General features: G+C 46.2%; 24 protein-coding genes and 1 pseudogene. 10 read left to right on the top strand and 15 right to left on the bottom strand.

What is annotated here, in order from left to right; all coding sequences use genetic code 11:
- Nucleotides 1–91: 91 nt before the first annotated feature.
- Nucleotides 92–1,111 (bottom strand): alpha/beta fold hydrolase, encoded by a 1,020-nt coding sequence (locus AC0YOA_RS22300; protein ID WP_475788477.1) that lies wholly within the window; start codon nucleotides 1,109–1,111, stop codon nucleotides 92–94.
- A gap of 142 nt (nucleotides 1,112–1,253) precedes the next feature.
- On the opposite strand from AC0YOA_RS22300, the gene AC0YOA_RS22295 reads away from it, so the two are divergent.
- Together AC0YOA_RS22295 and AC0YOA_RS22290 are read left to right on the top strand one after the other, a co-directional pair.
- Nucleotides 1,254–2,174: a LysR family transcriptional regulator gene (locus AC0YOA_RS22295; RefSeq protein ID WP_475788697.1), complete on the top strand. Its 921-nt coding sequence runs from the start codon at nucleotides 1,254–1,256 to the stop codon at nucleotides 2,172–2,174.
- A 312-nt stretch (nucleotides 2,175–2,486) separates the two neighbouring features.
- Nucleotides 2,487–2,657, top strand: coding sequence for a hypothetical protein (locus tag AC0YOA_RS22290; RefSeq protein ID WP_475788476.1), 171 nt, complete (start codon nucleotides 2,487–2,489; stop codon nucleotides 2,655–2,657).
- Nucleotides 2,658–2,770: 113 nt separating this feature from the next.
- Here the strand turns inward: AC0YOA_RS22290 and AC0YOA_RS22285 are convergent, their stop codons facing one another.
- Nucleotides 2,771–3,370, bottom strand: coding sequence for a TetR/AcrR family transcriptional regulator (locus tag AC0YOA_RS22285; protein ID WP_475788475.1), 600 nt, complete (start codon nucleotides 3,368–3,370; stop codon nucleotides 2,771–2,773).
- 180 nt (nucleotides 3,371–3,550) lie between these two features.
- Here AC0YOA_RS22285 and AC0YOA_RS22280 point away from each other — a divergent pair, with 180 nt between their 5' ends.
- The 3 genes from AC0YOA_RS22280 (at nucleotide 3,551) to AC0YOA_RS22270 (ending at nucleotide 6,117) form a co-directional block, all read left to right on the top strand.
- Entirely contained in the window at nucleotides 3,551–4,582 is a 1,032-nt protein-coding gene (locus tag AC0YOA_RS22280; protein WP_475788474.1) for an aldo/keto reductase, read from the top strand.
- A 215-nt stretch (nucleotides 4,583–4,797) separates the two neighbouring features.
- Complete coding sequence (locus AC0YOA_RS22275) at nucleotides 4,798–5,532, top strand: DUF899 family protein (RefSeq protein WP_475788473.1); 735 nt, start codon at nucleotides 4,798–4,800, stop codon at nucleotides 5,530–5,532.
- 21 nt (nucleotides 5,533–5,553) lie between these two features.
- Complete coding sequence (locus tag AC0YOA_RS22270; RefSeq protein ID WP_475788472.1) at nucleotides 5,554–6,117, top strand: dihydrofolate reductase family protein; 564 nt, start codon at nucleotides 5,554–5,556, stop codon at nucleotides 6,115–6,117.
- A gap of 521 nt (nucleotides 6,118–6,638) precedes the next feature.
- Here the strand turns inward: AC0YOA_RS22270 and AC0YOA_RS22265 are convergent.
- The 4 genes from AC0YOA_RS22265 to AC0YOA_RS22250 all read right to left on the bottom strand — a co-directional run bounded on the left by AC0YOA_RS22265 (nucleotide 6,639) and on the right by AC0YOA_RS22250 (nucleotide 10,055).
- A complete protein-coding gene (locus AC0YOA_RS22265; RefSeq protein ID WP_475788471.1) occupies nucleotides 6,639–7,091 on the bottom strand; it encodes a VOC family protein in 453 nt (150 codons plus the stop codon).
- Nucleotides 7,092–7,444: 353 nt separating this feature from the next.
- Nucleotides 7,445–7,888: an SRPBCC family protein gene (locus AC0YOA_RS22260; protein WP_475788470.1), complete on the bottom strand. Its 444-nt coding sequence runs from the start codon at nucleotides 7,886–7,888 to the stop codon at nucleotides 7,445–7,447.
- A 2-nt stretch (nucleotides 7,889–7,890) separates the two neighbouring features.
- Nucleotides 7,891–8,229 carry an ArsR/SmtB family transcription factor gene (locus tag AC0YOA_RS22255; RefSeq protein ID WP_475788469.1) on the bottom strand — a complete coding sequence of 113 codons (339 nt, stop codon included), beginning with the start codon at nucleotides 8,227–8,229 and terminating at the stop codon, nucleotides 7,891–7,893.
- Between the two features lie 956 nt (nucleotides 8,230–9,185).
- Nucleotides 9,186–10,055 carry an alpha/beta fold hydrolase gene (locus AC0YOA_RS22250; protein WP_475788468.1) on the bottom strand — a complete coding sequence of 290 codons (870 nt, stop codon included), beginning with the start codon at nucleotides 10,053–10,055 and terminating at the stop codon, nucleotides 9,186–9,188.
- Nucleotides 10,056–10,292: 237 nt separating this feature from the next.
- Between AC0YOA_RS22250 and AC0YOA_RS22245 the strand changes: the two are divergent.
- From AC0YOA_RS22245 to AC0YOA_RS22235, 3 genes and pseudogenes are all read left to right on the top strand, one after another.
- Nucleotides 10,293–10,412, top strand: a pseudogene (locus tag AC0YOA_RS22245) (IS3 family transposase); the annotation flags it as partial.
- Between the two features lie 621 nt (nucleotides 10,413–11,033).
- A complete protein-coding gene (locus AC0YOA_RS22240; protein WP_054975466.1) occupies nucleotides 11,034–11,990 on the top strand; it encodes a sigma-70 family RNA polymerase sigma factor in 957 nt (318 codons plus the stop codon).
- Complete coding sequence (locus tag AC0YOA_RS22235; RefSeq protein ID WP_475788467.1) at nucleotides 11,987–12,328, top strand: SRPBCC domain-containing protein; 342 nt, start codon at nucleotides 11,987–11,989, stop codon at nucleotides 12,326–12,328. The genes AC0YOA_RS22240 and AC0YOA_RS22235 overlap by 4 nt, the downstream gene beginning before the upstream one ends.
- 79 nt (nucleotides 12,329–12,407) lie before the next feature.
- Here AC0YOA_RS22235 and AC0YOA_RS22230 read toward each other — a convergent pair whose 3' ends face one another.
- On the bottom strand, nucleotides 12,408–12,824 hold the full coding sequence (locus AC0YOA_RS22230) for a VOC family protein (RefSeq protein WP_133235147.1): 417 nt from the start codon (nucleotides 12,822–12,824) through the stop codon (nucleotides 12,408–12,410).
- A 445-nt stretch (nucleotides 12,825–13,269) separates the two neighbouring features.
- Between AC0YOA_RS22230 and AC0YOA_RS22225 the strand changes: the two genes are divergently transcribed.
- Nucleotides 13,270–13,746, top strand: coding sequence for a hypothetical protein (locus AC0YOA_RS22225; protein WP_475788466.1), 477 nt, complete (start codon nucleotides 13,270–13,272; stop codon nucleotides 13,744–13,746).
- 331 nt (nucleotides 13,747–14,077) lie between these two features.
- Here the strand turns inward: AC0YOA_RS22225 and AC0YOA_RS22220 are convergent, their stop codons facing one another.
- Together AC0YOA_RS22220 and AC0YOA_RS22215 are read right to left on the bottom strand one after the other, a co-directional pair.
- A complete protein-coding gene (locus AC0YOA_RS22220; RefSeq protein ID WP_475788465.1) occupies nucleotides 14,078–15,577 on the bottom strand; it encodes a malate:quinone oxidoreductase in 1,500 nt (499 codons plus the stop codon).
- Nucleotides 15,578–16,005: 428 nt separating this feature from the next.
- Nucleotides 16,006–16,485: an SRPBCC family protein gene (locus AC0YOA_RS22215; RefSeq protein ID WP_475788464.1), complete on the bottom strand. Its 480-nt coding sequence runs from the start codon at nucleotides 16,483–16,485 to the stop codon at nucleotides 16,006–16,008.
- A 224-nt stretch (nucleotides 16,486–16,709) separates the two neighbouring features.
- On the opposite strand from AC0YOA_RS22215, the gene AC0YOA_RS22210 reads away from it, so the two are divergent.
- On the top strand, nucleotides 16,710–17,069 hold the full coding sequence (locus AC0YOA_RS22210; protein WP_475788463.1) for a winged helix-turn-helix transcriptional regulator: 360 nt from the start codon (nucleotides 16,710–16,712) through the stop codon (nucleotides 17,067–17,069).
- A gap of 76 nt (nucleotides 17,070–17,145) precedes the next feature.
- On the opposite strand, the gene AC0YOA_RS22205 is transcribed toward AC0YOA_RS22210, so the two are convergent.
- The 6 genes from AC0YOA_RS22205 to AC0YOA_RS22180 form a co-directional block, all read right to left on the bottom strand.
- On the bottom strand, nucleotides 17,146–17,709 hold the full coding sequence (locus AC0YOA_RS22205) for an NAD(P)H-dependent oxidoreductase (protein WP_475788462.1): 564 nt from the start codon (nucleotides 17,707–17,709) through the stop codon (nucleotides 17,146–17,148).
- Nucleotides 17,710–17,857: 148 nt separating this feature from the next.
- A complete protein-coding gene (locus AC0YOA_RS22200; RefSeq protein WP_475788461.1) occupies nucleotides 17,858–19,684 on the bottom strand; it encodes an APC family permease in 1,827 nt (608 codons plus the stop codon).
- A 53-nt stretch (nucleotides 19,685–19,737) separates the two neighbouring features.
- A complete protein-coding gene (locus tag AC0YOA_RS22195) occupies nucleotides 19,738–21,225 on the bottom strand; it encodes a phospholipase D-like domain-containing protein (RefSeq protein ID WP_475788460.1) in 1,488 nt (495 codons plus the stop codon).
- A gap of 284 nt (nucleotides 21,226–21,509) precedes the next feature.
- Nucleotides 21,510–22,328, bottom strand: coding sequence for an NAD(P)-dependent oxidoreductase (locus AC0YOA_RS22190; protein ID WP_475788459.1), 819 nt, complete (start codon nucleotides 22,326–22,328; stop codon nucleotides 21,510–21,512).
- A 71-nt stretch (nucleotides 22,329–22,399) separates the two neighbouring features.
- Nucleotides 22,400–22,789 carry a MerR family transcriptional regulator gene (locus tag AC0YOA_RS22185; RefSeq protein WP_210040041.1) on the bottom strand — a complete coding sequence of 130 codons (390 nt, stop codon included), beginning with the start codon at nucleotides 22,787–22,789 and terminating at the stop codon, nucleotides 22,400–22,402.
- 89 nt (nucleotides 22,790–22,878) lie between these two features.
- Entirely contained in the window at nucleotides 22,879–23,358 is a 480-nt protein-coding gene (locus AC0YOA_RS22180) for an N-acetyltransferase family protein (RefSeq protein ID WP_475788696.1), read from the bottom strand.
- Nucleotides 23,359–23,416 lie beyond the last annotated feature (58 nt).

Below are 23,416 nucleotides of genomic sequence, written 5' to 3'. Positions count from 1 at the left end.
GCAAAATAATATGGCGGCTTTTTTAATTTAAGGGGAACAAATTCTTGTCCCGAGCGAGGACAAAACTTGTTCCCTTTATACGAATGATGATCTATCCTTTTGTACTAATCGCCAACAAGCGTTTTAGGTTGTCATCAATAAATTTACTATCGGCACTGTTGATTCCGCGACCGGCAAAATGGCCCCAGATCGACTTGATAGGATTAAAAACAGCATTAGGTATAAGCTCAGCCTCGTATTCGTTATCGTCCGCCGTGCAGAAGAGATCCGTGCTCCCTGGCATGATGCAGGCAAGCGCTTTAATGCTTTTGAGCGCCTCATCGAAATTACCGTTATAGGAGGGGTTTGCGCTAATATCTGCAAATTGGCCTGTCCATAACATGGCCAGGACATTGTGCGGATCCATCTTCATAAAGCTTTCTTCCCAGACGCCAGCCACAAAATCTGCCAATGAGTCATATCCCAGCTCACGATAAAGCTGCTCTCTATAAAATGCCTGCGATAAGCCCCATCCTGCATAGACACGGCCAACGGCGCGCATATCTGCAGAAGTCAACTGGTTTAGTTTGTTTGAATCGAAGCCAACTGCAGCCATGAGCGGAGCTTTCATTCCGTCCAGGACCACAGACGTATGGGGCCAGGTTTTTGCAACTCCGGCGAAAGGTGCAATTCGTTCCACCATGTCCGGATAACTTGCTCCCCATTGGAATGATTGAATGCCTCCCATTGACCATCCAACTACGAGAGCGATCTTTTGAATGCCGAATTTTTCGGTCACCAGCCGATGCTGTAATTTAACGTTGTCATAGATGGTTACCTGCGGAAAATTAGCCCGGTCGAATGGGGGAGGCGTGTTGCTGGGAGACGAAGATAATCCGTTGCCCAGCAGATTTGGAACGATAATGAAATATTTCTGCGGATCTAGTGCCATGCCTTTACCAATCAACCATTCATTCTGAACATGCTGGTCGCCAAAAGCAGTTGGATAGACGATAACATTATCTTTCTTTTCATTCAATCTTCCATAAGTCTTATAAGCAAGAAAAGCGCTCGGTAACGTCACTCCGGATTGCAAGGTTACGTCACCCAAATCAAAAATCTCATAATCCATCGTATTGTTGCTCCCTTCAAAATAAGTCCATACATTTAGAATGTATGTCTTGTGCTTAGTATAGGCCTGTGGTACTTTCAATAAAAGTGATTAGAATTCAATATAGTATTCAATAATATTGAAAGCAAAAGGGGATAGTATGATGGAATTGCGCCAACTGAATACGTTCCGAACGGTTGCATCAACTTTAAATTTCAGCAGGGCTGCGGAAGCGCTGAGCTACGTCCCCTCCAACGTCACCATGCAAATAAAAGCATTGGAGGATGAACTTGGTGTTCGTCTCTTTGACCGATTGGGCAAGCAGCTCGTTCTAACAACTGCGGGTAAACGCTTTTTAACTCATATCCAAGGCGTTCTGGACAAATTGGATGAAGCTCGCAGCGTCGTTCATGACAATGAAAATCTAAGCGGCACCCTAACGATAAGTGCCAACGAGGTTCTTTGCGCCTATCGGCTTCCAGCTGTCTTTCACCTATTTCGTTCGCGCCAACCGGGAGTGCGTCTCATCTTCCGCTCTGTTTCCAATCAGCAACTCAAGCAAACGCTCTTTGAGGGAACCGCGGATGTCGTCTTTATGTTGGACGAACCCATTCGCTCAACGGGACTTGCTGTGGAACCGCTGCTGGAAGAAACGTTCCGCTTTTTCGCCGCTGCAGACCATCCACTCGCGAAACGAACTGTACTACAGCTAGAAGATTTTCACGGAGAAGTGTTCTTGACTAATGAAAAGGGCTGTACCTATCGAACCATGTTTGACCGGGCATTTGAGAAAGAGGGCATTGATAGTATTACGTATTTAGAGTTTCAAAATGCCGAAGCCATTAAACAATGTGCAATTGCGGGAATCGGTATTGCCTTTCTTCCTGAAGTAACAGCGGAAACCGAAGTTGAACGGGGAGAACTTGTTGCTCTTCCATGGCATATTCCGGATTTGCACGTGTATACACAGATGTTATGGCATAAAGACAAGTGGCTTTCACCAATCATGTTATCTTTCATAGAAGCAGCAAGGGAGGTTATCGCTATAGAGGATCCCGACATGAAAAGATACGGGGAGCGATAACTCCTTAACAACAACTTGAAGTAAAACGGCAGCAATCTTGGACTTTATTTTCTCGTCCAGGGCTGCTGCTTATTTGTTTTCCGGGTCAGTCTAATGCAGTGTAGTGCTTAGAAAATTTTAATGAGCCCATCACCGTTATTTGGAAGCTTCTTCTAATGCATAGATAAACTTTGTAATTCCTTGGCTATCCGAGTTAATCTTCATTATTTCTATCAAGTTCTTTATATATATATAGCAAAAAACCTGTCATTTAGACAGGTTAATGATTCATGGATTTGTGCAGTGCCAAGAATATGGAGCGCAAATAAGCAGATGTCAGCAGATATAGCAAAATTGGCGGCTGAAGGACGGGACAAAACAGATGACGAGATCGGCAACATGGTTAAATTTTATAAGCTTGCTGCCGACAGAGAAAAACTGAACAAACAGGGGTTGAAGCCATTAAGGCGGATATCGAAAAAATCAAATCGTTTAACAGTTTAGCTGATTTCACAGAAGCTCAAAAAACCTGATCTTAAGAGCAGTTCAGGTTTAGACAACGAAAGAACGATCAAATGTTGATTTTCGGCTTGGTGAAATCGAGCACTTGCTTGATTTCAAACTTTATGATCAAGACATGGAGTATTACGTATATATACGGTTAACATCCTCGCTATATCTTCGGGAGGAATTGCACGATCCGTCATAAACCAGTGTTGTATAATTCCAAATTGTGCATTTCCCAAATAAGCAATGGCATAGTCAATAAATAGCCGGCTTTCATTGTTCATAGATGATTGATCTCGTCTCAGATTTTCATACAAGCGTGTGCCTACTAAATACTGGAGCCGTTCTCTTAATTCTGCTGGAGCTCCCGAATGGAATAGTGCTTTAAAAAAGCTGGCATGCTTATGCATGTATTGAAAAGCTTTGGTGATTGGAGGATAAGCTCCTTGTTGATCAGGATGGTGCATCAACTCCTGAATATGGATAGGTTCGAATACACTCAATAATCCTTGAATAAACGCCGTTTCCTCAATCAGATGAAAAATATCTTTATAATGCAAATAAAAGGTGCCACGATTTATTCCTGCTCTTTCACAAAGGTTTTTAACTGTCAGCCCTTTAATACCTTCTTTCTCTAAAATAGACAACAATGCGTTCTCCATTAGCTTACGACTGCGGATTACTCTCATATCCGTACTATTTTCGATCATTTGTTTACCTCCATGAATGTTGGATTTATTTATCAACACTTTTGACGTTATATCTATTAATCAACACTTGGCCTTTTATGTTCATTGATCTCCTCGTTATGCTTGATTATAATTGCTTCTACAGCCTTAATCAACACAAGTTCATTATCTTTGGGCTGTATAAACTAAAGGAGGAAAACCATGGAATACCGATATCTTGGAAGGACTGGTACAAAAGTCAGCGCGTTTGCGTTAGGCGGATCAAGTTTTGGATCCAGGGCAAGCGAAGAAGAGAGCATAAAAATTATTGACGAAGCATTGGACTTTGGAATTAATTTGATTGATACATCAAATATTTACGGAAAGGGGGAATCAGAACGTATAATCGGTAAAGCTATTAAGAATAAGCGGCAGAATGTCATATTAGCTTCTAAATTCGGTGCGGAGGCTACTAATGAAATAAATCAAAGTGGTGCATCTCGTCGTTGGATACGAACTGCTGTTGAACAAAGTCTACTACGTTTGCAAACCGATTATATAGACCTTTATCAACTTCATCTTCCTTTTGAATTTGTTGCCTATGAGGAAATTCTAATGACGTTGAACGATTTGGTGATGGAAGGGAAAATTCATCATATCGGCACTTCAAATCACCTGGGTTGGCAAATTGTTCAAGCACAAGCCATTAGTGATCAATATCATATTCAGCGATTTGTAAGTGAGCAAACACCATATTCCATTATTAATCGACGAATGGAATTTGAACTTGCTGAAATAGCCAAACATTATGACCTTTCACTATTTGTGTACAGTCCCTTATCCGGTGGCTTACTAACTGGAAAATACACGGCTGGTCAGGCCGCGCAAAGCGATTCACGCGCTGCCACATTAAAAGGATATGTGGATACATTAGATCCTGAATCAGCTGAAAATGAATATAAGTTTAAGATAATTGCAAAGTTGCAGCAGCTGGCAAATGAAGCGGGGATTCCACTTGCGGATATGGCGATAGCTTTTACCCAAAGTCATCCATCCGTCACATCAACTCTATGGGGACCACGCACTTTAGAGCAATTAAAAGCCTATATTTCCGGTGCACAGATGAGGCTCGGCACAGAGGTGTTGGATGCGATTGATGCCATTGTTCCACCAGGCAAACGTATCGATGACAAAGAGCAAACCTGGACTCCTGAGTGGATGAGTGCCGAACGGCGCAGGCGACACATTAACTGAAGAGTCATCCAATGATCATTATTTAGTGAACTGCATCCCAATTGTTAGACACGTTCTAACATTGGAGGTGCAGTTTTTTTATGGTGGATGTTTTGGCAATGCATGATGAAACGGAAATCGTGAAGGAATTTTGAGCAATCAAGAAGAAATCCTTTGTATTTATGCGTGATAAACTATGGGTGTGTAAGTAAACAATAGCGAGAGGGGATAATGATATGAATCAAAATTACAACATTTCTGCGCTGCCTACAGTGGTCGACCGGGCCGCCTGGCAGGCCGAACTGGATGAGCTGCGGATCCGGGAGAAGATGCATACTCGCGAAGGTGACGCAATTGCGGCAGCCCGACGGCGGCTGCCGATGGTCGAGGTGGACTCGACCATCCCGCTGATCGGCCCGGATGGCCCGGTCACGCTGCTGGAGACGTTCGAGGGCCGCCGCCAGCTGGTCGTCTACTTTCACATGTGGCACACCGGCAGGCCCGCCGCCAAGCAGTGCGAGGGCTGCACCTTCTCCACGACCCACATCAACGAGCTGTCCTATCTGAACTCGCGGGACGTGAGCTACGCGACCTTCTGTCAGGGGCCGTACGAAGAGAGCTCGCGGTATCGCGACTTCATGGGCTGGACGGTTCCCTGGTACTCAGTGCCCCAGGACGCTGTGGACCGGTTGATCTCAGACCGGCACTTCGGCATCCTGGTCAGTTATTTCCGGGACGGTGACAGGGTCTACGAGACCTACTGGACCACCGGCCGCGGCAACGAACTGATGGCACCGTCGTACGGACTGCTGGACCTGACTGTCTACGGCCGGCAGGAATTCTGGGAGGATTCGCCCGAGGGCTGGCCGCAGCGTTGGGACTCCAAAGGTGGTCAGTTTCGGCTGGACGGCCGCCCGACCGCCCAATGGTCCCGCCTGGCAGACGGACGCTCCGACGATCTCGGCACCTAGGCATTGGAGGGCGTTCTTGAAATGGCTAAACTGATCTACGCTGGTAACGTATCATTGGACGGTTACATTGAGGACGAGCGCGGCAATATCGAGTGGACGATCTCCGATGACGAGGTGTTTGCGTTCTGGACTGACTTCGAGCGGCCGATTGGCTCCTACCTATACGGGCGTCGAATGTACGAGTCGATGGTGTACTGGGAGACGGCGAGCGCCAAGCCCAGTGATCAACCGGAGGTAATGCGGGAATTTGCGCAGATCTGGCGAGCGGCTGAGAAGATCGTGTATTCCCGGACGCTTCAGGCGGTTTCAAGCGCCAGGACTAGGATCGAGCGCGAATTCGATCCTGATGCGATCCGGAGCCTGAAGGAGTCTTCAGGAGCCGACATTACGATTGGCGGCCCCGAGCTTGCTGGGCAGGCGATGAGCGCGGGACTGATTGACGAATGTCATCTGCTTCTTAATCCGATCGTCTTGGGTGGAGGTAAGCGAGCATTGCCGGACAACCTCCGCATGCGGCTCGAGCTGCTCGGTGAGCGCCGCTTCCGAAGCGGCGTTGTTCATCTTCACTACCGCGTGATCGTCTGACCACGACGCTAAAGTGAAATTCAGGAGATACGCTATATATATTTTGTGCAGTGACCTCTCAGGGAATAACCGCCCAAAATAGGTTTGGAGGCAGCAGTTCGCTAGAGTGTTAAATGACATTCATAGGGGGAACGTTTCGGGTATTGTTACCGAGTAGATTGAGCATCTAAAAGCAATTAACGGCCGGCCTGCAGCGTTTACCAATGACGAAATATGTGCCGCCGAATCCAGGTAATTGCAAACCTTGTTGCTACGATTCGAGATCGACTACGTATTACCTGAAACCCCAAATTTTTATTTTCATCGATCCGACCGTCGGAGTTGCAATAGCGCCGATGACGGATTTAAAGGGGATGTTTGTGTCAGAGGGTCAATGACACATACATCCCCTTTAACCGACGACGTCTGCATTGGTGACGACGGCCGACGATAGCCGGCAACGACCGTCGCCGCTATCGTCGGCGCCCCGATCGGACACCAGATGCCAAAGTCAACGAGGACCTTTATAGAACGCCAGTTACTTATTTGTTACCGAGTTGTTCCGCCAAACCGATTAAATGTCCTTCCGTTCCACGAATGTAGCAGAGCCGATACGAGTCCTCGTACTGAACCACTTCGCCAACGAGCTGAGCACCATGCTTAATGAGTCTAGATACCAATTCGTCAATGTCTTCAACGGTGAACATGACGCGTAGATAACCGAGGGCGTTTACAGGAGCAGTCCGGTGATCTGATATAGTAGGTGGGGTGAGAAATCGCGAAAGTTCAAGTCGGCTGTGGCCATCTGGGGTAACCATCATAGCAATCTCTACGCACTGAGAACCCAGTCCGGTTACGCGACCAGCCCATTCACCTTCTACAGTGGCTCGCCCTTCGAGCTTCAAGCCAATCTCCTCGAAGAAAGAGATTGCGTCATCAAGGGAGTTTACAACGATGCCGACATTGTCCATTCTTAGTAATTTGTTTTTTGCCATAGTTTTATCTCCTTATGTGTACAAAGTTATTACCTCATAATTGTTCTGTTCAAGAACTTCAAATTCCTCTTTTCAAACAAACAACGCCGTTGTCACAGTTCATGATAACAAAGAAAAGTCACAGTATAGGAAAATGTGAAATTGGGTTTTCTAGCCGTTTTCCCACTCGATCTGCTGCGCTTACCGAGGACCGTGGTGGTGGGGAGGACGTCGCATCCTCCGCCGCAGTCGGTCGGTGGGACTTGGCCTATGCCGCTGTAGGCATCTTGCGAGCAGCCGTCTGCGGAGAGGATCTGTTCGACTTTGAGAGGAGAGGAGCCATGAAAGCTCCTTTCTCTATTCTTGCTCGCCGTCTACTGCTTCTGGTCGCGCAGGTGTGTCGTAAGATCGTCCAGCGCATTGGACCAGCCGTCGTAAAAGTACTTATCGCCGGGGTTACCGGCCAGTCCGCGCAGGTGGAAGATCATCTCGGTGCGGTCGCCCTGTGCGGTGAAGGTTAGGGTCACGACAGGGGAATTCTCGATGGGATCATCGGGGGAACCCCAGGTGAAGACGAGCCGTTCGAAAGGTACAACATCGAGGAACACACCTCCGGTGTGATACTCCTCGCCGGTCTCGGCGTTGACCATTGTGTAGCGGTAGCGTCCGCCTTCGCGGACGTCGAAGGAGATGGACTCCAGAGGTGTCGAAGGCAACCAGGCGGCGAGTTCCTTCTTCTCGGTCCAGGCGAGCCACACGAGCTCGCGGCGGACATTCAGGGTGCGGGTGATGGTGAACTCCGGTGCGGATGTGGACATGTTCATTGTTCCTCCTTTTTGATCATGGTCTTGAGGTGTTCTTCCAGTGCGTCGATGCGCTGGTTCCACTCACGGCGGTGTTTCTCGACCCAGGCCGATGCCTCATCGAGTGGCTCGGTGCGTATCGACAGGGTCCGCCACTGTGCGTTCGCTGTGCGTTCGATCAGTCCTGCTCGCTCCAGCACATTGAGGTGCTGGGAGATCGCGGGTGCGCTAATCTCGAAGGGCTCGGCGATCTCCCCGACTGTCGTAGGCCTCTGTGACAACCTGGTCAGGATGTTTCGGCGTGTCGGATCGGCGAGCGCAGCGAAGATGAGGCTGAGTGAGTCCTTCGCAACCAATTAATAACCTCCTTAATTAAGGATATTATTAAATATACGCCGCAATGTGTAATCATGTCAAGCTGCCTGGAAAGGGTAGTGACGCACAAGCCGAAGGATCGCTGATGCGCTCAGCTGTGTGAAGTTAAACCTTTATGAGGTTGGCTAATATGGATTGACAACAAGTTTATCACTTTTAAGGTAGTAGTACGTAAGTTTGCAGAAGGTACATTTGAACGGAAAAGATTCGTACTGGACATTATCACATCATTTGCATCAAAAGGGTATTCTCAGAGGGCCAGTAGAACTGAAGGAACTTTATGAGGATTCCCGAGCAAAGGTTGGTACCATGTCCAAGGTAGTAGGGGGGATATGCACGATAAACTCGGTATGTCCAACTAAACTGGCTTGCGTCGGTTGTAGAGCGAAAGTTCCGCGACCAGAGTTTATTATCACCAAAATCAATACTGGTTGAAAAATGAATTTGAAAAGTTTCAATAAACAACATGACGACAGCCGGCCCAGATGACTGCTTTTTATTAACGGGAGGAAAGTTTCAAATTAAGACCTTCGCAACAAACTTTTCAATAATAACCGTATAACCGTATAATAGAATGGAATTCCTTAACAAAAATTTGAAGCTCGGCCGGCCGCTCCATCGATTCAATGTTGTACCTCTTCTATGAATCCTCATCTTAAGGGGAGCATCAAGACACAAAAAAGACTCCAGTTGCTTGCGCACAAGGAGTCTGTTCATAGGAGTACCTATTCGGTTCACGATACCGTATAAACAATTCCGTTAGGCTAGGAAACACGGGATGTGATCGATAAGTTACTCGTCAAAGAAGGCGATAAAGCTCGTAACGAAATTGAGTTGGAAAATGAACAAATCAATCAGTTTGATAGACACCGATGACTTTCCTTCGGTGTCTATTCTTTTCAAAAAAGTAGGGACAAATAAACACCATTTTATTATGTTATTTATTTTTATTCAGAAATTCCCTGATATAGTCTATCAATTCTGGACCATGGGACTCCAACGCGAAATGCCCAGCATCTTCAAAAATGTGCATCTCTGCATTGGGCAAATCGTTTAGGTAAGGATGTGCACCGCTTTCCGGGAAAATTTCATCCCCTTTACCCCAAAGTATAAGGGTCGGCGGTTGAGACTCACGGAAGTATTGCTGCCAAGCAGGGTAAAGTGGAGGGTTTGTGCCATAATCCAAAAACATATCAAGCTGAATCTCCTGATTTTTAGGTCTGTCGAGGAGAGACTGATCCAATGTATAGGTGTCTGGGCTGATCAGCGTGCTATCTTTGACACCATTGGTATACTGCCATTTTGTTGCCTGGAAGCTGGTCAACCAGCGAAGGGCTTCACGTTTATCCGCATTGGATGGATCATGCCAGTAAGCTTTAATCGGATCCCAGAAATCTTTCAGCCCTTCATTATAAGCATTACCGTTCTGTATAATCAGGCCCTGGATACGCTCGGGATGACGGGCTGCGATTCTGAATCCAACCGGAGCGCCATAATCCATAAGGTAAACAAAGAAATTAGTGATGTTTAGCTTTTCCAAGAGCATTTCAATAATCTGACTGAAACGTTCAAAGCTATATTCAAACTTGTCGTGATCCGGTGCGCTGCTGTAACCATACCCCGGATAATCCGGTGCGATGACGTGATACTGGTCGGCTAATGCGGGGATCAATTGGCGATACATGTGACTTGATGTGGGGAAACCGTGTAGCAGCAAAACGACAGGAGAACCATATTCCCCGGCTTCACGATAAAAAATGTCTAAACCTTCAACCGTTGCAGTTTGATACTGGATATTTTGTTTCATAAAAAAAACTCCTCTCCGAAATACAAAATTATTAGCGATCAACGCGTTTCCTTGTGACTAACCACGCTGACAACTTCATCTTTATTAACCTCCAAAAACGGTATAAGCGTATTATATATGTTTTTAATTAACCTGTAAACATGTAATTTGGGTATTAATAAATTTATTCAAGTTTCTGATTTTTTCTCACATATAATGCACGAAGGAAATTAAAATTATCCACGACAATGATGAGGTAGAGGCGAGGTAACGGAGATGGGCTTACGTTCGTGCGTTTCCCGAACCTTCCGAGTCCAGACAACTGACTCGGATCACGATTTGCCGATCGCCCCCAATACCCTGAAGCAGCAATTCGCGAACATTTCCACAGTCTCCAACAGTTTCAGGTGGAGCTGGTGTTCAAGGAAAATAGAGTATTAGACTGAAAAATAAAGTATTAGACCGTGAAAATAAAGTTTTCTTAATGCTTCATGGCTCAAACTAAAAACTACATGCTACTATCGTAGGAGCTTAGATTGAATAATGGAAATTTAATTTTCTAATTGTTAAAGGTTGAATATAAATGAACCAGTTTTACCCCTGTCTACAACGTGTAGCCTCAAAGGACTTCTGAATAAAGTTTGCGGAAAACTGGTTTAATTTCCTATGTATGTAGTGCAGGAAATCATAGTATAGATGTTGAACTATAATTTGTGCAGTGACCTCTAGGGAAGCCACCGTCATAGGCATGGAGCCGGCTAATTAAAGATTTGGGGCACTCCATTTAATGGCACTGCACCCTTACCCCAATATTCAAACCAAACTTGCCATGACCAGGCAAGTTTTATGAAGTTGATCGCCCACATATGGCCGTCCAAGTCCTCGAAGACCCATGATAAATGAACCCATAATCCTGCCTATTTATTCTATTGAGGCTGTCCGCTTCATTGCATATAATGAAGGTACCGCCCTTCGGGGAGATCGTTAAGGGAGGCCGCGATGAACGAGACCGCATTTGACGAACCATTATTTGCAAGCTTGAAGCCGGGCTTAACCTCGTTCTGTTACCGAATGCTAGGCTCCATGGACGATGCGGATGATGCCGTTCAGGAGACGAGTATTCGGGTCTGGCAGAGCTGGAGCACGTTCAGACAGGATTCCTCGTTCAAAACTTGGGTCTATCGGATTGCCTCCAACCTGTGCTTGGACAAGCTGAGACAATCCAAACGCCGCGCGCTTCCCGTTGACCTGTTCGATCCGGCCGTCGCCATCGTCGAGCCGCGCGACACGCTGCCGGACTCTGCCTGGATCTGGCCGTCTCCCGACTTTGGGGGCAATCCGGAGGATCGGCTCGTCCGCAGAGATACCCTTCAACTGTGCTTCATCGCTCTCCTGCAGACCTTGCCTCCGCGGCAGCGCGCGGTACTCATTTTGAAGGATGTATTTGAATGGTCCTCCAAGCAGATCGCGGAAACGTTGGCGATGTCGCCGGCAGCGGTGAACAGCGCCTTGCAAAGAGCCCGAGAGACGATGGACCGGGCGCAACTTCGCTCGGATGAGCTCAGCAGCATGGACGTTCAACCGGAGCAGCAGCTGCTGTCCCGGTATGTGGAGGCCTTCGAGCAATTCGATATTGCTGCGCTCGTCGCGTTGTTCCACGAGGAAGGCTGCATGTCGATGCCGCCCTTCGAGATGTGGATCCGCGGCAAGGAAGATTTGTCCGCCTTCTATTCGCTTACTCGCTGGCATTGCGAAGGTTCGCGATTTGTGCCCATTACGGTGAATGGCGGTTATCCGGCGTTGGCCCAGTATATGCCGGGCAAAGAGGGCTCTGGCCTGGTACCCTGGGGCATCCACGTCATCGAAACCAAAGAAAATCAAATCTTGCACGTTCAAAACTTCATTCATACGCCATTATTTTCGCGATTTGGGCTGCCTGAGCGAATTGACCAATGAATTTCGTCATTGGCTTAGAGCCGGATCACATCACGAAGTGGAATCAAGCGTCCGAGGACTGGCATGCGTCGAGAGCCGAAAACGATCTGCGGGTCGGCGGCAAGTTTCTGACACGGATGGAAGCGAAGGATGGCAGCATGGGCTTTGATTTTGGCGGCGTCTACGATGTCGTGAATCGGCATGAGGCGATCGGCTACACCATGGAAGACGGAAGAAGAGTGGATATTGCTTTCGTCGATCAAGGGAATGAGACGAAAGTCATTGAAACGTTCGACGCGGAAAGCTCCAATCCCGTCGAGTTCCAGCAAGCAGGCTGGCAAGCGATCATGGAAAACTAATCATCGCGAAGAAGACGCCGGGGAAGATGCCCGGCGTCTTTCTTTTTGAACCCTAGTACGAGCGTGCTCTCCGTTAGCCTTAACCTTGTGCCGCATCCATGTTCATGTAGTTAATGGCCCACAGATGGCCGTCCAAGTCCACGAAGCCCCAATGGTACATGAACCCATGATATTCAGGCTCAGCGTGTAATTTCCCGCCCAAGGAAACCGCGGTATTCACGATTTCATCGACCTTTTCCCGGCTCTCGAAGGCCAATGCGATCGTCATCTGCGCATACTTGCTCGTATCGACGGATTCCTTCTCCGTGAGCGTATTAAAGAATGCTTGATTGATCAGCATGACCTGCAGGTTGTCGCCGATCACGATGGCTACCGAATTCTCGTTCTCGGGGAATTGCGGGTTGAGCTCGAATCCGAGTCCGGTGAAGAACGCTTTCGATTGTTCTACGTTTTTTACAGGCAGGTTGAAGCTCGTGAACGCGGACGTTAATGCCATTTTCAAAACACCTCTTCGTCAAATTAGTTTGTGTTCATTTATGCCTTCGTCTATATAGACGACAGCCGATCCGGGAATTCATCGGTCTCATGGATTCGGGAGCGTAAATTTTGAAAAATAACTTGGTATTGAGTTCGGATACCCGCCATTCCCGTAAGGTTGCTTATTCTTATTGTGCAGGGATAAAGATTGAACCTCTCTAAAAAGGAATTCGTCTGAATATATGACAATTAAAGGGTGGATATCGAGTGACGGAATGAGGGAACGGTATGGAAATTAATGATAAAACCGAAGTACGAAAGAATAAGTTCGAAACCATCGCCATTTGAGTATTAGGTTAAATGTCTTTTTCATGCTTACATTTCTCCTGTTCTCTTCACTAATCGTACGTTTTGCTTATCTACAGTTCGTCGAGGGTCCGAGTCTCTAGGAACGCCAGACAAGCATGATCACGAAGGGCGTATCCATCCCGCCCATCCGCGGCAATATTTACGATTCGGCGGGACAGCAGATCGCATATTCGATCTCAACTCAGTCCCTATACTTTACTTTCAAAACAGGCTTTAAGCAGGAAGCGGCGGAGGCGCTGGCTGCAAAACTCGTGCAGCTGTTTAAAGAAAAAGGCGAAGTGAATTCCAAGCCGTTGACGACTGAAGAAGGTATCGAGGCTATGGACATCAAAGGCAGAACGCATCTGCCATTCCAACAACGACGGATAAAATCGGGACTGTCAAAAGAAGAGATCGCCTATCTTAGCGAGCACCGCGACGAGTATCCGGACATGGAGATCCTGGAGGAGCGCATCCGCGCGCATCCGCCAGTACAGTCCCGACCGGGTCGCCGTTCAATTGGTCGGCTATATGAACAAGATGAAGGGAGCCAAGGGAATCTAAATGAAAATTCAGTAGGGACAAGGCCTTAACTCAATTTGCAGACATATGTATAAAATACGAATTTTGTGTAAAAGTATGAGTAAATCAACGGTTCATTAGACTTTGACTCCAATAAAAACAATTTAAATTCAAAAAAAGAACATTTTTGTTTTTGATCTCTGCACACTATGTTTTTGATGATCTCTGCACTTTGATAAATTCTAATCTCTGTGCATCATTAAAAACAAAAAACAAATTCAAAAAAAGAATCTTCAATCTATAAAAGATCAAAGATTCTAAAATGTTTCATTGTTTATATTTTCATTATTAATTTTCATTATTATCATTACTTTTGCTTAAACTTTTTCATTTTTCACTTAGTTAACTATAAACTAGCTCTTTTTTGCTGAAACCAAGCGATTCTGCCGTTGAAATATGAATTTCGTGCAGAAGCTCCGGGTTTTCCATTAGTGACACGCCATAAGAAGGAATCATTTCTTTAATTTTCGATTCCCACTCTTTTATATGCTGCGGGAAGCATTTTTTGACTACCTCAAGCATAACGTGAACTGCAGTTGAAGCGCCTGGAGAAGCACCCAGCAATGCTGCAATCGAGCCATCAGCTGCGCTAATAACTTCCGTACCGAATTGGAGTGTGCCTTTGCCGCCAGCTTCTGTATCTTTGATAACTTGCACTCGTTGGCCCGCTACTACCAAATCCCAATCCTGGCTTTTGGCGTTCGGGATAAACTCTCGCAGCTCTTCCATGCGCTTTTCCTTCGATAACATGACTTGCCCGATCAGATATCTTGTCAAAGACATGTTTTTTGCGCCTGCCGACAACATCGTTACGAGATTATCCGGTTTTACGGAAGTTACCAAATCAAACATTGAACCGGTTTTCAAAAACTTCGGTGAGAAGCCGGCAAATGGTCCGAATAGCAGCGATTTTTTATTGTCGATAAATCGTGTGTCAAGATGCGGAACGGACATTGGAGGAGCTCCAACCTTAGCTTTGCCGTATACTTTTGCATGATGCTGTGCAACAACATCCGGATTATTACATACCATAAATATTCCGCTTACCGGGAATCCGCCAATATGTTTTCCTTCAGGAATACCGGATTTTTGCAATAAATGCAGGCTTCCTCCCCCGCCTCCGATAAAGACGAATTTCGCAGTATGTCGTTCGACGATACCGCCGTCATTTCGTACTTTCAATTTCCACGAGCCATCGCTGGTACGTTTAATATTATCAACGCTATGTTTGTATTTGACATCGACGTTTTTACTCTTTAAGTGATCAAACAAAATGCGGGTTAAGGCGCCGAAGTTGACATCAGTGCCAGAGTCGATTTTTGTTGCCGCTATAGAATCATTCGCTGGACGATCTTGTATAATAAGCGGAATCCATTCCATCAGTTTTACAGGATCATCGGAAAATTCCATCCCTTGAAACAGAGGATTATGCGACATCGCTTCAAATCGTTTCTTTAAAAACGTTACATCTTGCTCCCCTTGTACCATACTCATATGAGGCAAAGGCATGATAAAATCCTGCGGATTACGTATCAGCCTGCTGTTTACGAGATAGGACCAAAACTGCATGGACAGCTGGAACTGTTCATTGATTTGAATAGCTTTGCTGATATCTATTGATCCGTCCGGTTTTTCGACCGTGTAATTAAGCTCGCACAGTGCCGCATGCCCTGTTCCTGCATTATTCCATTCGTTAGAGCTTTCTTCTCCTGCATTTTCGAGCTTCTCAAAAACTGTAATTTCCCATTCCGGCACTAATTCTTTCAGAAGTGTCCCTAAAGTTGCGCTCATGATTCCGGCACCAATCAAGATGACGTCTGTTTTCGTTTCTCCGTTGCTCATTTTTACACACCTTTTCTGTTTCAATAATAACCATGTCATCGTGTATTACAATTATTGAGAGATTAAAATATATACTATTTATTAATAATTATAAGCTATTTAAAAGCTGATGAAAAGTGAGAAGTCCGTGAACCGCCACCCTCTAATTTTCGAAATAATTTGTTTGCAGCCTCTCCCCTTCCAATAAAAAATAATAGACAAGCGAATAACAATCGCATTCCTGCGCGATATATACTTATACATTTTTATAAAGGCAAAAAAAACGGACCAAGTGCCGGGAAACACTTACTCCGTTCTAAAACACTAATATATTCATCTACAATCCAGCTTGATACGAAATCATGAGCTCCTCATGTTCCGGAAATTGGCCGGTTCCCGTTTCCCAAATCGTAATGTCGTCCACGCACATTATTATGGCTGCTGGACTTTTATTCAGTGAAGGCTGCGAGGTTTTCCAGTGAGGAATTCATGCCTGCATCGTGATCTTCCTGTCGTATTCCTTCGGGGACGTTCTCGCAAATGATGGTGACTTCGGTGCCTTCGGGGACAGCTCTCAAGGTCCATGTCATCGTCATGGTACCCGCGTACATCGGATCTTCGGACTCAAATTCGACCTGCTGCACGATCTGCTCGTCCGGGACCAGCTTCAGAAATCTCCCCTGGACGACGTCAGAGTCCGCCGAAGTCTTGCCTGTTGCTGTGTGGTCTGTTCCGATATAAGTGAGGGACATCCGGTAGGATCCGCCCTCCCTGGCATCGAACTCGTAAATGCGGCCTTTCATGCCTTTTGGCGGAAGCCACCTAACCAGGTTCTCCGGCTCCACGAATGCCTTGTAGATTATTCGCGGCGAGGCCCTGATAATTTTCGAAGCGGAGTCAGTTCTCTTCTTGTTGGACGCATTCATCATGACGCAATCCTCCTTGCAGCTGTCTCATCATTTCTTAACTTTACCATGGGGCGATTGAAACGGGTAGGTGATAATTCCATCTTCCAGCTATTGACCGCAATAATCGCAGTTATTCGTATTCATTTATGTAGCGCTCATACTTTACATCCGATTGCATAATGATCTATTGTAAAGTAAGAATGCCCATTTATATCCATATACTTCACCTGAAGGAGAGTGCAACTGTGCGCGAAACCTGTGTTCCGACTGGCGTCGAACCAAAAGCCACTGGCTTTGGATATACATTGTCCTTAATAGGCGGTAAATATAAAATGATCATTTTGCATTGGCTGTCTGAAAATAAGGTTATGCGGCATAATGAGCTGAAGCGAAGCATCGGTACTATTTCCTTTAAAACGCTAAGCATAATGTTAAAGGAGCTGGAGGCGGATGGCCTGATCATACGCGAGGAATTTCCCCAAGTACCTCCAAAAGTTGAATATTCATTGTCTGAACGTGGTCTTTCTCTAATTCCCTTGCTGCATATGCTCTGCGATTGGGGCGAGAAAAACAGTGTGTCGGCTCTGGAAGTTTCACAGCAGTAGGCACAGCTTTAAATCAAAAGAAGTATCTCCTAAACAAGGAAATACTTCTTTTCTTAAGCTTTAATAAAGCTGTCTATCACAGATTGTCGACAAAATCCAGATAATCTTGTGCGCTTTTTTCCAAATCGCGTACAGACGGCTCATTTTCTGTGCCGGGCTCATTTTCGCCAGGCTCATTTTCTGTACCATAATACGCAAAGAATGAACGATAATCAGCATTGCAGTAAAGGAAGGTAATCTCAAAAGGAGATAATAATTGTTCAAGCGTATAACGATATCTCCCCTCTTCACTATAATCTCCTTTCTTAATTCCGGCCGATACGGCTAAGGCAGCTTTGCGATTCTTCAATTTACCGCCCCCATTTGAACCATAAGCCCAACCATATGCAAAAACATCGTCAAGCCATTTTTTTAGGAGAGGCGGACAATTAAACCAATATACAGGGAACTGTAAAACCAGATTGCCGTGCGATTCAATTAATTGCTGTTCCTTCTCCGCATCAATGTTTCCGTCCGGGTAAACCTTATGCAATTCATGTACGGTATACTTTTCCGGATATTTCTGAAGTTCTTCTGCCCATCGTTTATTTATGACGGATGTCTCAATGCTTGGATGTGTAAGGATAACAAGAGTTTTCAAAAATTTTGGCCTCCTTTCGTAATGATTGATTTCTTTGAGTATAAAGTGCGCCCTGCAAATATGTAAGTATGCACCTTTAGTTCAGGTACTTTCCTGAAGGTGAGTGTCAAATTCATTCCATGTTGTTTTCAGCTAATCTGACAGCTGCCTATTCCCTTAAATGAAAGGGTACGGTAGTAATAATGACATTTCTCCGGTACAGCAAGTGAGCGCGAATCAGCAAGCTGGATTGGTTATGCAAGATGTTATGCCATCCTTTTTTGGGAATGAATTGCGGAATAATGACGGTGACCTGGTAATTCGATTCACTCGCTTTGCGTTGAACGGTATCAATAAATTTGCTCAGTGGGTTTATGATGCTTCGATAAGGCGAATGCAAGGTGACCAGTCTCACATCAGGCTGCCATTTTCTCCATTTTTCTTCAAAAACGGCTTCATCCTCCCGCTCAAAATGGACGTAAACGGCAATAATCTGGAAAGGTGACAGCGATTTGGCATAGTTTAATGAATTCTCAACCACATGGGTAATGCCGGCCACAGGAAGAATCATTACATTCCCCTCAATAGGCAGAGCGGCCTCGCAGGTTGTGATGCCTAATTGATTGCCTACCGCCGTGTAATGGTTCTTGATCCGATGAAAGAGAAAAATGATCAACGGCAAGAAAATCAACACGGACCAAACCTGCGAGAACTTGGTTAAGAAGAACATCATGCAGACGATTAAGCTTATCAACGCCCCCAGTGTATTTATAATAAGCTTGGAAACCCACCCATTGGGCTTTTCGCGGATCCATTTTACAACCATACCTGTCTGGGAAAGGGAAAACGGGATAAAAACACCGACAGCGTAAAGCGGGATGAGATGCTCCGTCTTTCCTTTAAACGCTATGATCAGAATGATCGAAAAAACGCCAAGATTGATAATCCCGTTGGAATACCCCAACCGGTCTCCGCGGATCGTGAACATTCTTGGAATAAATCTATCCTTGGCAAGATTAACTGCAAGCAGAGGAAATGCAGAATACCCGGTGTTGGCGGCTAGGATCAGTATCAGGGCCGTAGTTCCTTGAATGAAGAAATACATAAAGTTCCGTCCAAAGGTCTGCTCCGCAATCTGGGAGACCACCGTTACGTCCGCTCTGGGAACAATTCCATAATAATAAGCCAGGCATACGATACCCGAAAACAACAAGGCCAATAAAGAACCCATGGCCAGCAGTGTCTTGGCCGCGTTATTGGGAGCCGGCGCTTTGAAGTTCGGGATGGCGTTTGAGATCGCTTCAACGCCTGTTAAAGCCGAGCTGCCCGAAGCAAATGCTCTTAGTAGCAGAAATAAACTGATTCCAGCTACCGGGGTGCCGATTGGTGTATGTAATTCAGGGGGAATATCCCCCGTTACGATATTGTAAATGCCAACGCCGATTAGAATGAATAACGCGAAAACAAATAAATAAACGGGATAGGCTAAAATAGATGCCGACTCGGTTACGCCCCTTAAATTCAAGGTTGTAATGAACAGGACAAATACGATGGCAATGGCGACATTATAAGGATGTAAAGAAGGAAAAGCAGATGTAATGGCATCCGTGCCTGCCGACACACTTACAGCAACCGTCAGAATGTAGTCCACCAATAAGGAGCCTCCAGCGATCAGCCCCGGGTATATGCCCAGATTTTCCTTTGAAACCACATAAGCTCCGCCGCCATGAGGATACGCAAAGATGATTTGCCGATAGGACAGGATAAGAGCCGTCAGCAGAATCAAAACTCCAATCGCAATCGGAATGGAGTACCAAATGGCTGCAGCACTTACTGTAATCAATACAACCAGTATCTGCTCTGGCCCATATGCCACTGAAGATAAGGCATCTGAAGAAAGGATGGCTAACGCTTTCGTCTTATTCAGTTTTTGTTCCCCTAATGCAGTCGATTTCAGCGGTCGTCCAATTAAGAATCTTTTTAGGGTCGAAAGCATTCGGATTCACCACCAAAAATTATTTCAGTCCTTAAATTGCTATCCGGATTGTTTTATAATAAAGGAGCAAACAGTCGCGCTGCTTGATCAATAAAGCGTTGTTGATACGTGCGCTCATTCAATTCGTCCATACGCAAAGGAACGGAATCATTAAGATCGCGTTCAAATTGCACTGTGAGTTCCAGCGCTGTGCGGGTGCTGTAGAGCAGTTCAATGACCTCGAAATTCAGACGAAAACTTGAGACATCGTAATTCGCTGAGCCGATTCCTGCCATTTCCTCATCGATGATCATCACCTTCGCATGGACCGTACCTTTCTCATACATATAAATATGCACCCCGGCTTCCAGCAGCTCTCCATAGTAGGTACGGCCTGCATACCCTATGATTTTGGGAGTCACGCGGCGAGGAACCAGCAATCTTACGCGCACACCCCGCGCCACGGCTGTCTTTAAAGCCATAATGATATCTGCTTCAGGCACAAAGTAAGGCGTGGTTATGTCAATGGTCCGGGACGCTTGGGTCAGACAAACGAAGTAAGCCTGCCGGATGACCTGTGTTGGCAGTCCAGGATTGCTTTCCAACGTCTGTATGTAAGCATGATGAAGCACGTCTGTGCCCGGTATGGGATCAAGATCCGCACCCAGCTCACTTCCCCATTCCTCCGATAAAAAAGAAAATCTGGCTGATGGAGCAACGGGCTGCGATCGATGCCTTTTATCCCGGGCGGACTTCTGCGGCGATTTTCTTTTCATTTTTTCCGGCGAAGCGATATTCCAATGGACATCGAACAGAGTCTGCAGATCATTAACAGCCTTTCCTTTTATACGCATATGGGTATCACGCCAAAACCCCACGTCAGGCTTTAATCCAGTATACTCATACCCGACATTGATACCGCCTGTAAAGCCCTCTTTGCCATCGATCACGACGATCTTGCAATGATCCCGGTGAGTCAAAGTGGGCAACCAGGGAAAACGTGCGGGAAATATCGTCCGGCATTCAATTCCGGCTTCCATCATCCGATTGACCTGGCTTTGCGGAAATTGCCTGCTCCCCCAGCCGTCCCTGACAAACCGGATCTGCACGCCGGATTTGGCCCTTTCGATCAGTGCGTCCGTAATGGGTTTGCCTGCCTGGTCATTCCGATATATAAAATATTCCAGATCAATGGCGCTTTGCGCTTTCTGTATGGATTCGACAAGCTTCTCATACGTTTCAATACCGTTCATAAGGATTTGGACACGGCCTTCCCTGAGTCCATGCACGGTTAAATGCCTAACAGATTGCGCAATGATCGAGGATGTGCGGCCGAACAATTCAGGCAGCGAATCCGGTTCATTACGGGATGAGGCGAGTCTTTCGCGTTCGCGGCAGATACGCACCGGATTTGCAATGATAAGATACACCATGAAACCGATAACAGGCAGAATGAGACCTATTGCCAGCCAGTTCAAAGCTTTTGCCGGCTTGCGGACCTCCCGGATGGCAATGACTAGCATACATACAGCATTCAATATGTAGAGCCCAACAATCCACATTAAGAATAATCCCCCATCGTTATATCCTTATCAAAAATTATGGTGTTCAAATGGTGACGAATATATCCGTTTACCTGGACGTGAGCGCAAAAAGGCCGCCGAACACAAATTTTCAAGTGTTTGACGGTCTTTGCATTTCAGACATAATTAATGTCGTTAATCAAAATTAATTAATGTTATTAATCATAAAATTAATGTCATTAATCATCCTTTGAAGACATCAAATTCTATCCTTGGCATGAATAAAGGCAGCCGCCCCGCAGGTCAGCTGCCTCTTGTCACGCTCATTCTTCGCCGCTGCTTAAGAGATCGTACAACAGACTTGATACGGGTGTCGGTGATTCCACCTGCTCAGCTGTCTTTTTAAAGATCCCTACATCCTTCAGCGGAATCCTGCTTTGACTGAAAGCAGCATCCTTTTTTTCGGCAATCATCCTGCCATAGTTCTTATAGATTGGAGCGGCAAATAATGTTTGTGTCAGCATGTCGGCCACTGCTTTGGGATCGCCCCCATTTTTTTCAACCATCGAAAGTGCTTCTCTCAGAGTCTGCACCGCCGAAACGATCATAAAGTTCCCGACAAGCTTGACCTGCGTTGCCGCTCCGATCTCTTCGCCAAAATCAAAGATATTCTGTCCCCCCATCGCCTCCAGGAGCGGGCGGACTCGTTCTTTGGCATTCTTCAGACCTGCTACAGGAATCAAGAGCTGCCGGGCGACAGCGGCCTCGGCTACTCCAAATATGGGGGCTTCGATCAAGACACTGCCATGTTGGGCATGGATGGCCGCAAGCTTTCTCGACGTTTCAGGCGATACCGTGCTCATCGAAATATGGATGCCGCCTTGTCCCAGTTTCTCTAAAAAGCCGTCGCTCATGACGATGCTTTCCACAGCCGCATCATCCCATACAAGGGTCGCGACAATTCCCCCGGTCGTTACCGCGTCAACAGGTCGTGTGGCTAGCCGCGCACCCTGAGCAACGAGCGATTCCGCTTTACTCGCAGTGCGGTTGTACACGGCGATCGAATACCCGGCATGGAGCAGATTGGTTGCCATGGGGAGCCCCAAATTGCCAAGACCGATAAAACCTATTGTTTCATTCATATTGTTAATCCTCCTCAATGAGATTAGATATCTAAACATAACGTTAACGTCATGTTCAGGCCAAAAAAAATTTAGTGGTCTTCTCTTTCCTCAAACCAATTCTCGAAGCGTTCGATATTGGCCTGCAATTCAGCGCGAAATTGCTGCAGCGCCCCGATCTTCTGGTCCGATTCAGCGAGATGCTGACGGAGGATGCCGAGGACCTTCTGCTTAGGCTGTACACCGCTGGGGTCAAGGAAATAGAGGTCTATAACATCCCGTATTTCTTCCAGACTGAGTCCAAGCCTCTTTAACTGGTCAATTTTCCGCAGACGGGCAAGCGTCTCCTCTGTATAATAGTGCTGCCCATTGCCTTCACGCTCGCCTGACGGGATTAGTCCGATGCTTTCGTAATATCGGACGGTGCGCTGCGTTACCCCTGCCCGTTCCGTCAAATCGCCTATGCGCATGCGGTGACTCATCGTTCACTTCCTCTCTGATAAAACATGACGTTAACGTCATGTTGAAAGAATATCATCTTAGAGGCGCGTTGTAAAGGGCGTCTGAATCATCATAGGTGCGTAATCGTTTTAACAAATAGCACCCTATCCTGATTGGCCCCATCATAATCTGCGTGTACTGAAACTCCGGCATCTTCCTTATTACCGGCCTCGATTTCAAATCCCATCCTGGTATGAAATGCGATCGAGCCCTTGTTTACAGGAGACGTTATGCATCGGACAATGCTTCGGCCATTTTGTTTCGCTGCATGAAAAAATTCGTCGTATAATTGCTTTCCAACATGATGTTTTCTGTATTCAGGATGAACGCCCGCAAAGTGAATATAGGCTTCATTTGGATGGGTTTGCGAGAGGAATCCTATCAGAAAACCTATCATTTCATCTTCCTTTTCCGCAATGAAGCTGGTGCTTGAAAAATGGTCAAAGAATAATTTCGGCAGCTTGCCAGAAATTTGCCTGCCTCCCCACCAATCATTGATCAGAGGCGAAATCAAGTAATAGTCTGAACCTTTCACTAAACGAATTTTCATGCCAATCTCCCCTTTTAATCCTGAAGCTTCATGAAACATAAAGAGGAGCTTCCCGAAG

This window comes from Paenibacillus sp. JT22N12 (assembly GCF_056269365.1).
The sequence above is the reverse complement of the archived record's forward strand: the minus strand, read 5'-3'. Positions and strand labels throughout refer to the sequence as shown.

Bases quoted from the DNA above. Each gene is read 5' to 3' on its own strand.
- AC0YOA_RS22300 (WP_475788477.1), bottom strand. From the start codon at position 1,111: ATGGATTATGAGATTTTTGATTTGGGTGACGTAACCTTGCAATCCGGA.
- AC0YOA_RS22295 (WP_475788697.1), top strand. From the start codon at position 1,254: ATGGAATTGCGCCAACTGAATACGTTCCGAACGGTTGCATCAACTTTA.
- AC0YOA_RS22290 (WP_475788476.1), top strand. From the start codon at position 2,487: ATGTCAGCAGATATAGCAAAATTGGCGGCTGAAGGACGGGACAAAACA.
- AC0YOA_RS22285 (WP_475788475.1), bottom strand. From the start codon at position 3,370: ATGATCGAAAATAGTACGGATATGAGAGTAATCCGCAGTCGTAAGCTA.
- AC0YOA_RS22280 (WP_475788474.1), top strand. From the start codon at position 3,551: ATGGAATACCGATATCTTGGAAGGACTGGTACAAAAGTCAGCGCGTTT.
- AC0YOA_RS22275 (WP_475788473.1), top strand. From the start codon at position 4,798: ATGAATCAAAATTACAACATTTCTGCGCTGCCTACAGTGGTCGACCGG.
- AC0YOA_RS22270 (WP_475788472.1), top strand. From the start codon at position 5,554: ATGGCTAAACTGATCTACGCTGGTAACGTATCATTGGACGGTTACATT.
- AC0YOA_RS22265 (WP_475788471.1), bottom strand. From the start codon at position 7,091: ATGGCAAAAAACAAATTACTAAGAATGGACAATGTCGGCATCGTTGTA.
- AC0YOA_RS22260 (WP_475788470.1), bottom strand. From the start codon at position 7,888: ATGTCCACATCCGCACCGGAGTTCACCATCACCCGCACCCTGAATGTC.
- AC0YOA_RS22250 (WP_475788468.1), bottom strand. From the start codon at position 10,055: ATGAAACAAAATATCCAGTATCAAACTGCAACGGTTGAAGGTTTAGAC.
- AC0YOA_RS22240 (WP_054975466.1), top strand. From the start codon at position 11,034: ATGAACGAGACCGCATTTGACGAACCATTATTTGCAAGCTTGAAGCCG.
- AC0YOA_RS22235 (WP_475788467.1), top strand. From the start codon at position 11,987: ATGAATTTCGTCATTGGCTTAGAGCCGGATCACATCACGAAGTGGAAT.
- AC0YOA_RS22230 (WP_133235147.1), bottom strand. From the start codon at position 12,824: ATGGCATTAACGTCCGCGTTCACGAGCTTCAACCTGCCTGTAAAAAAC.
- AC0YOA_RS22225 (WP_475788466.1), top strand. From the start codon at position 13,270: ATGATCACGAAGGGCGTATCCATCCCGCCCATCCGCGGCAATATTTAC.
- AC0YOA_RS22220 (WP_475788465.1), bottom strand. From the start codon at position 15,577: ATGAGCAACGGAGAAACGAAAACAGACGTCATCTTGATTGGTGCCGGA.
- AC0YOA_RS22215 (WP_475788464.1), bottom strand. From the start codon at position 16,485: ATGATGAATGCGTCCAACAAGAAGAGAACTGACTCCGCTTCGAAAATT.
- AC0YOA_RS22200 (WP_475788461.1), bottom strand. From the start codon at position 19,684: ATGCTTTCGACCCTAAAAAGATTCTTAATTGGACGACCGCTGAAATCG.
- AC0YOA_RS22195 (WP_475788460.1), bottom strand. From the start codon at position 21,225: ATGTGGATTGTTGGGCTCTACATATTGAATGCTGTATGTATGCTAGTC.
- AC0YOA_RS22190 (WP_475788459.1), bottom strand. From the start codon at position 22,328: ATGAATGAAACAATAGGTTTTATCGGTCTTGGCAATTTGGGGCTCCCC.
- AC0YOA_RS22185 (WP_210040041.1), bottom strand. From the start codon at position 22,789: ATGAGTCACCGCATGCGCATAGGCGATTTGACGGAACGGGCAGGGGTA.
- AC0YOA_RS22180 (WP_475788696.1), bottom strand. From the start codon at position 23,358: ATGAAAATTCGTTTAGTGAAAGGTTCAGACTATTACTTGATTTCGCCT.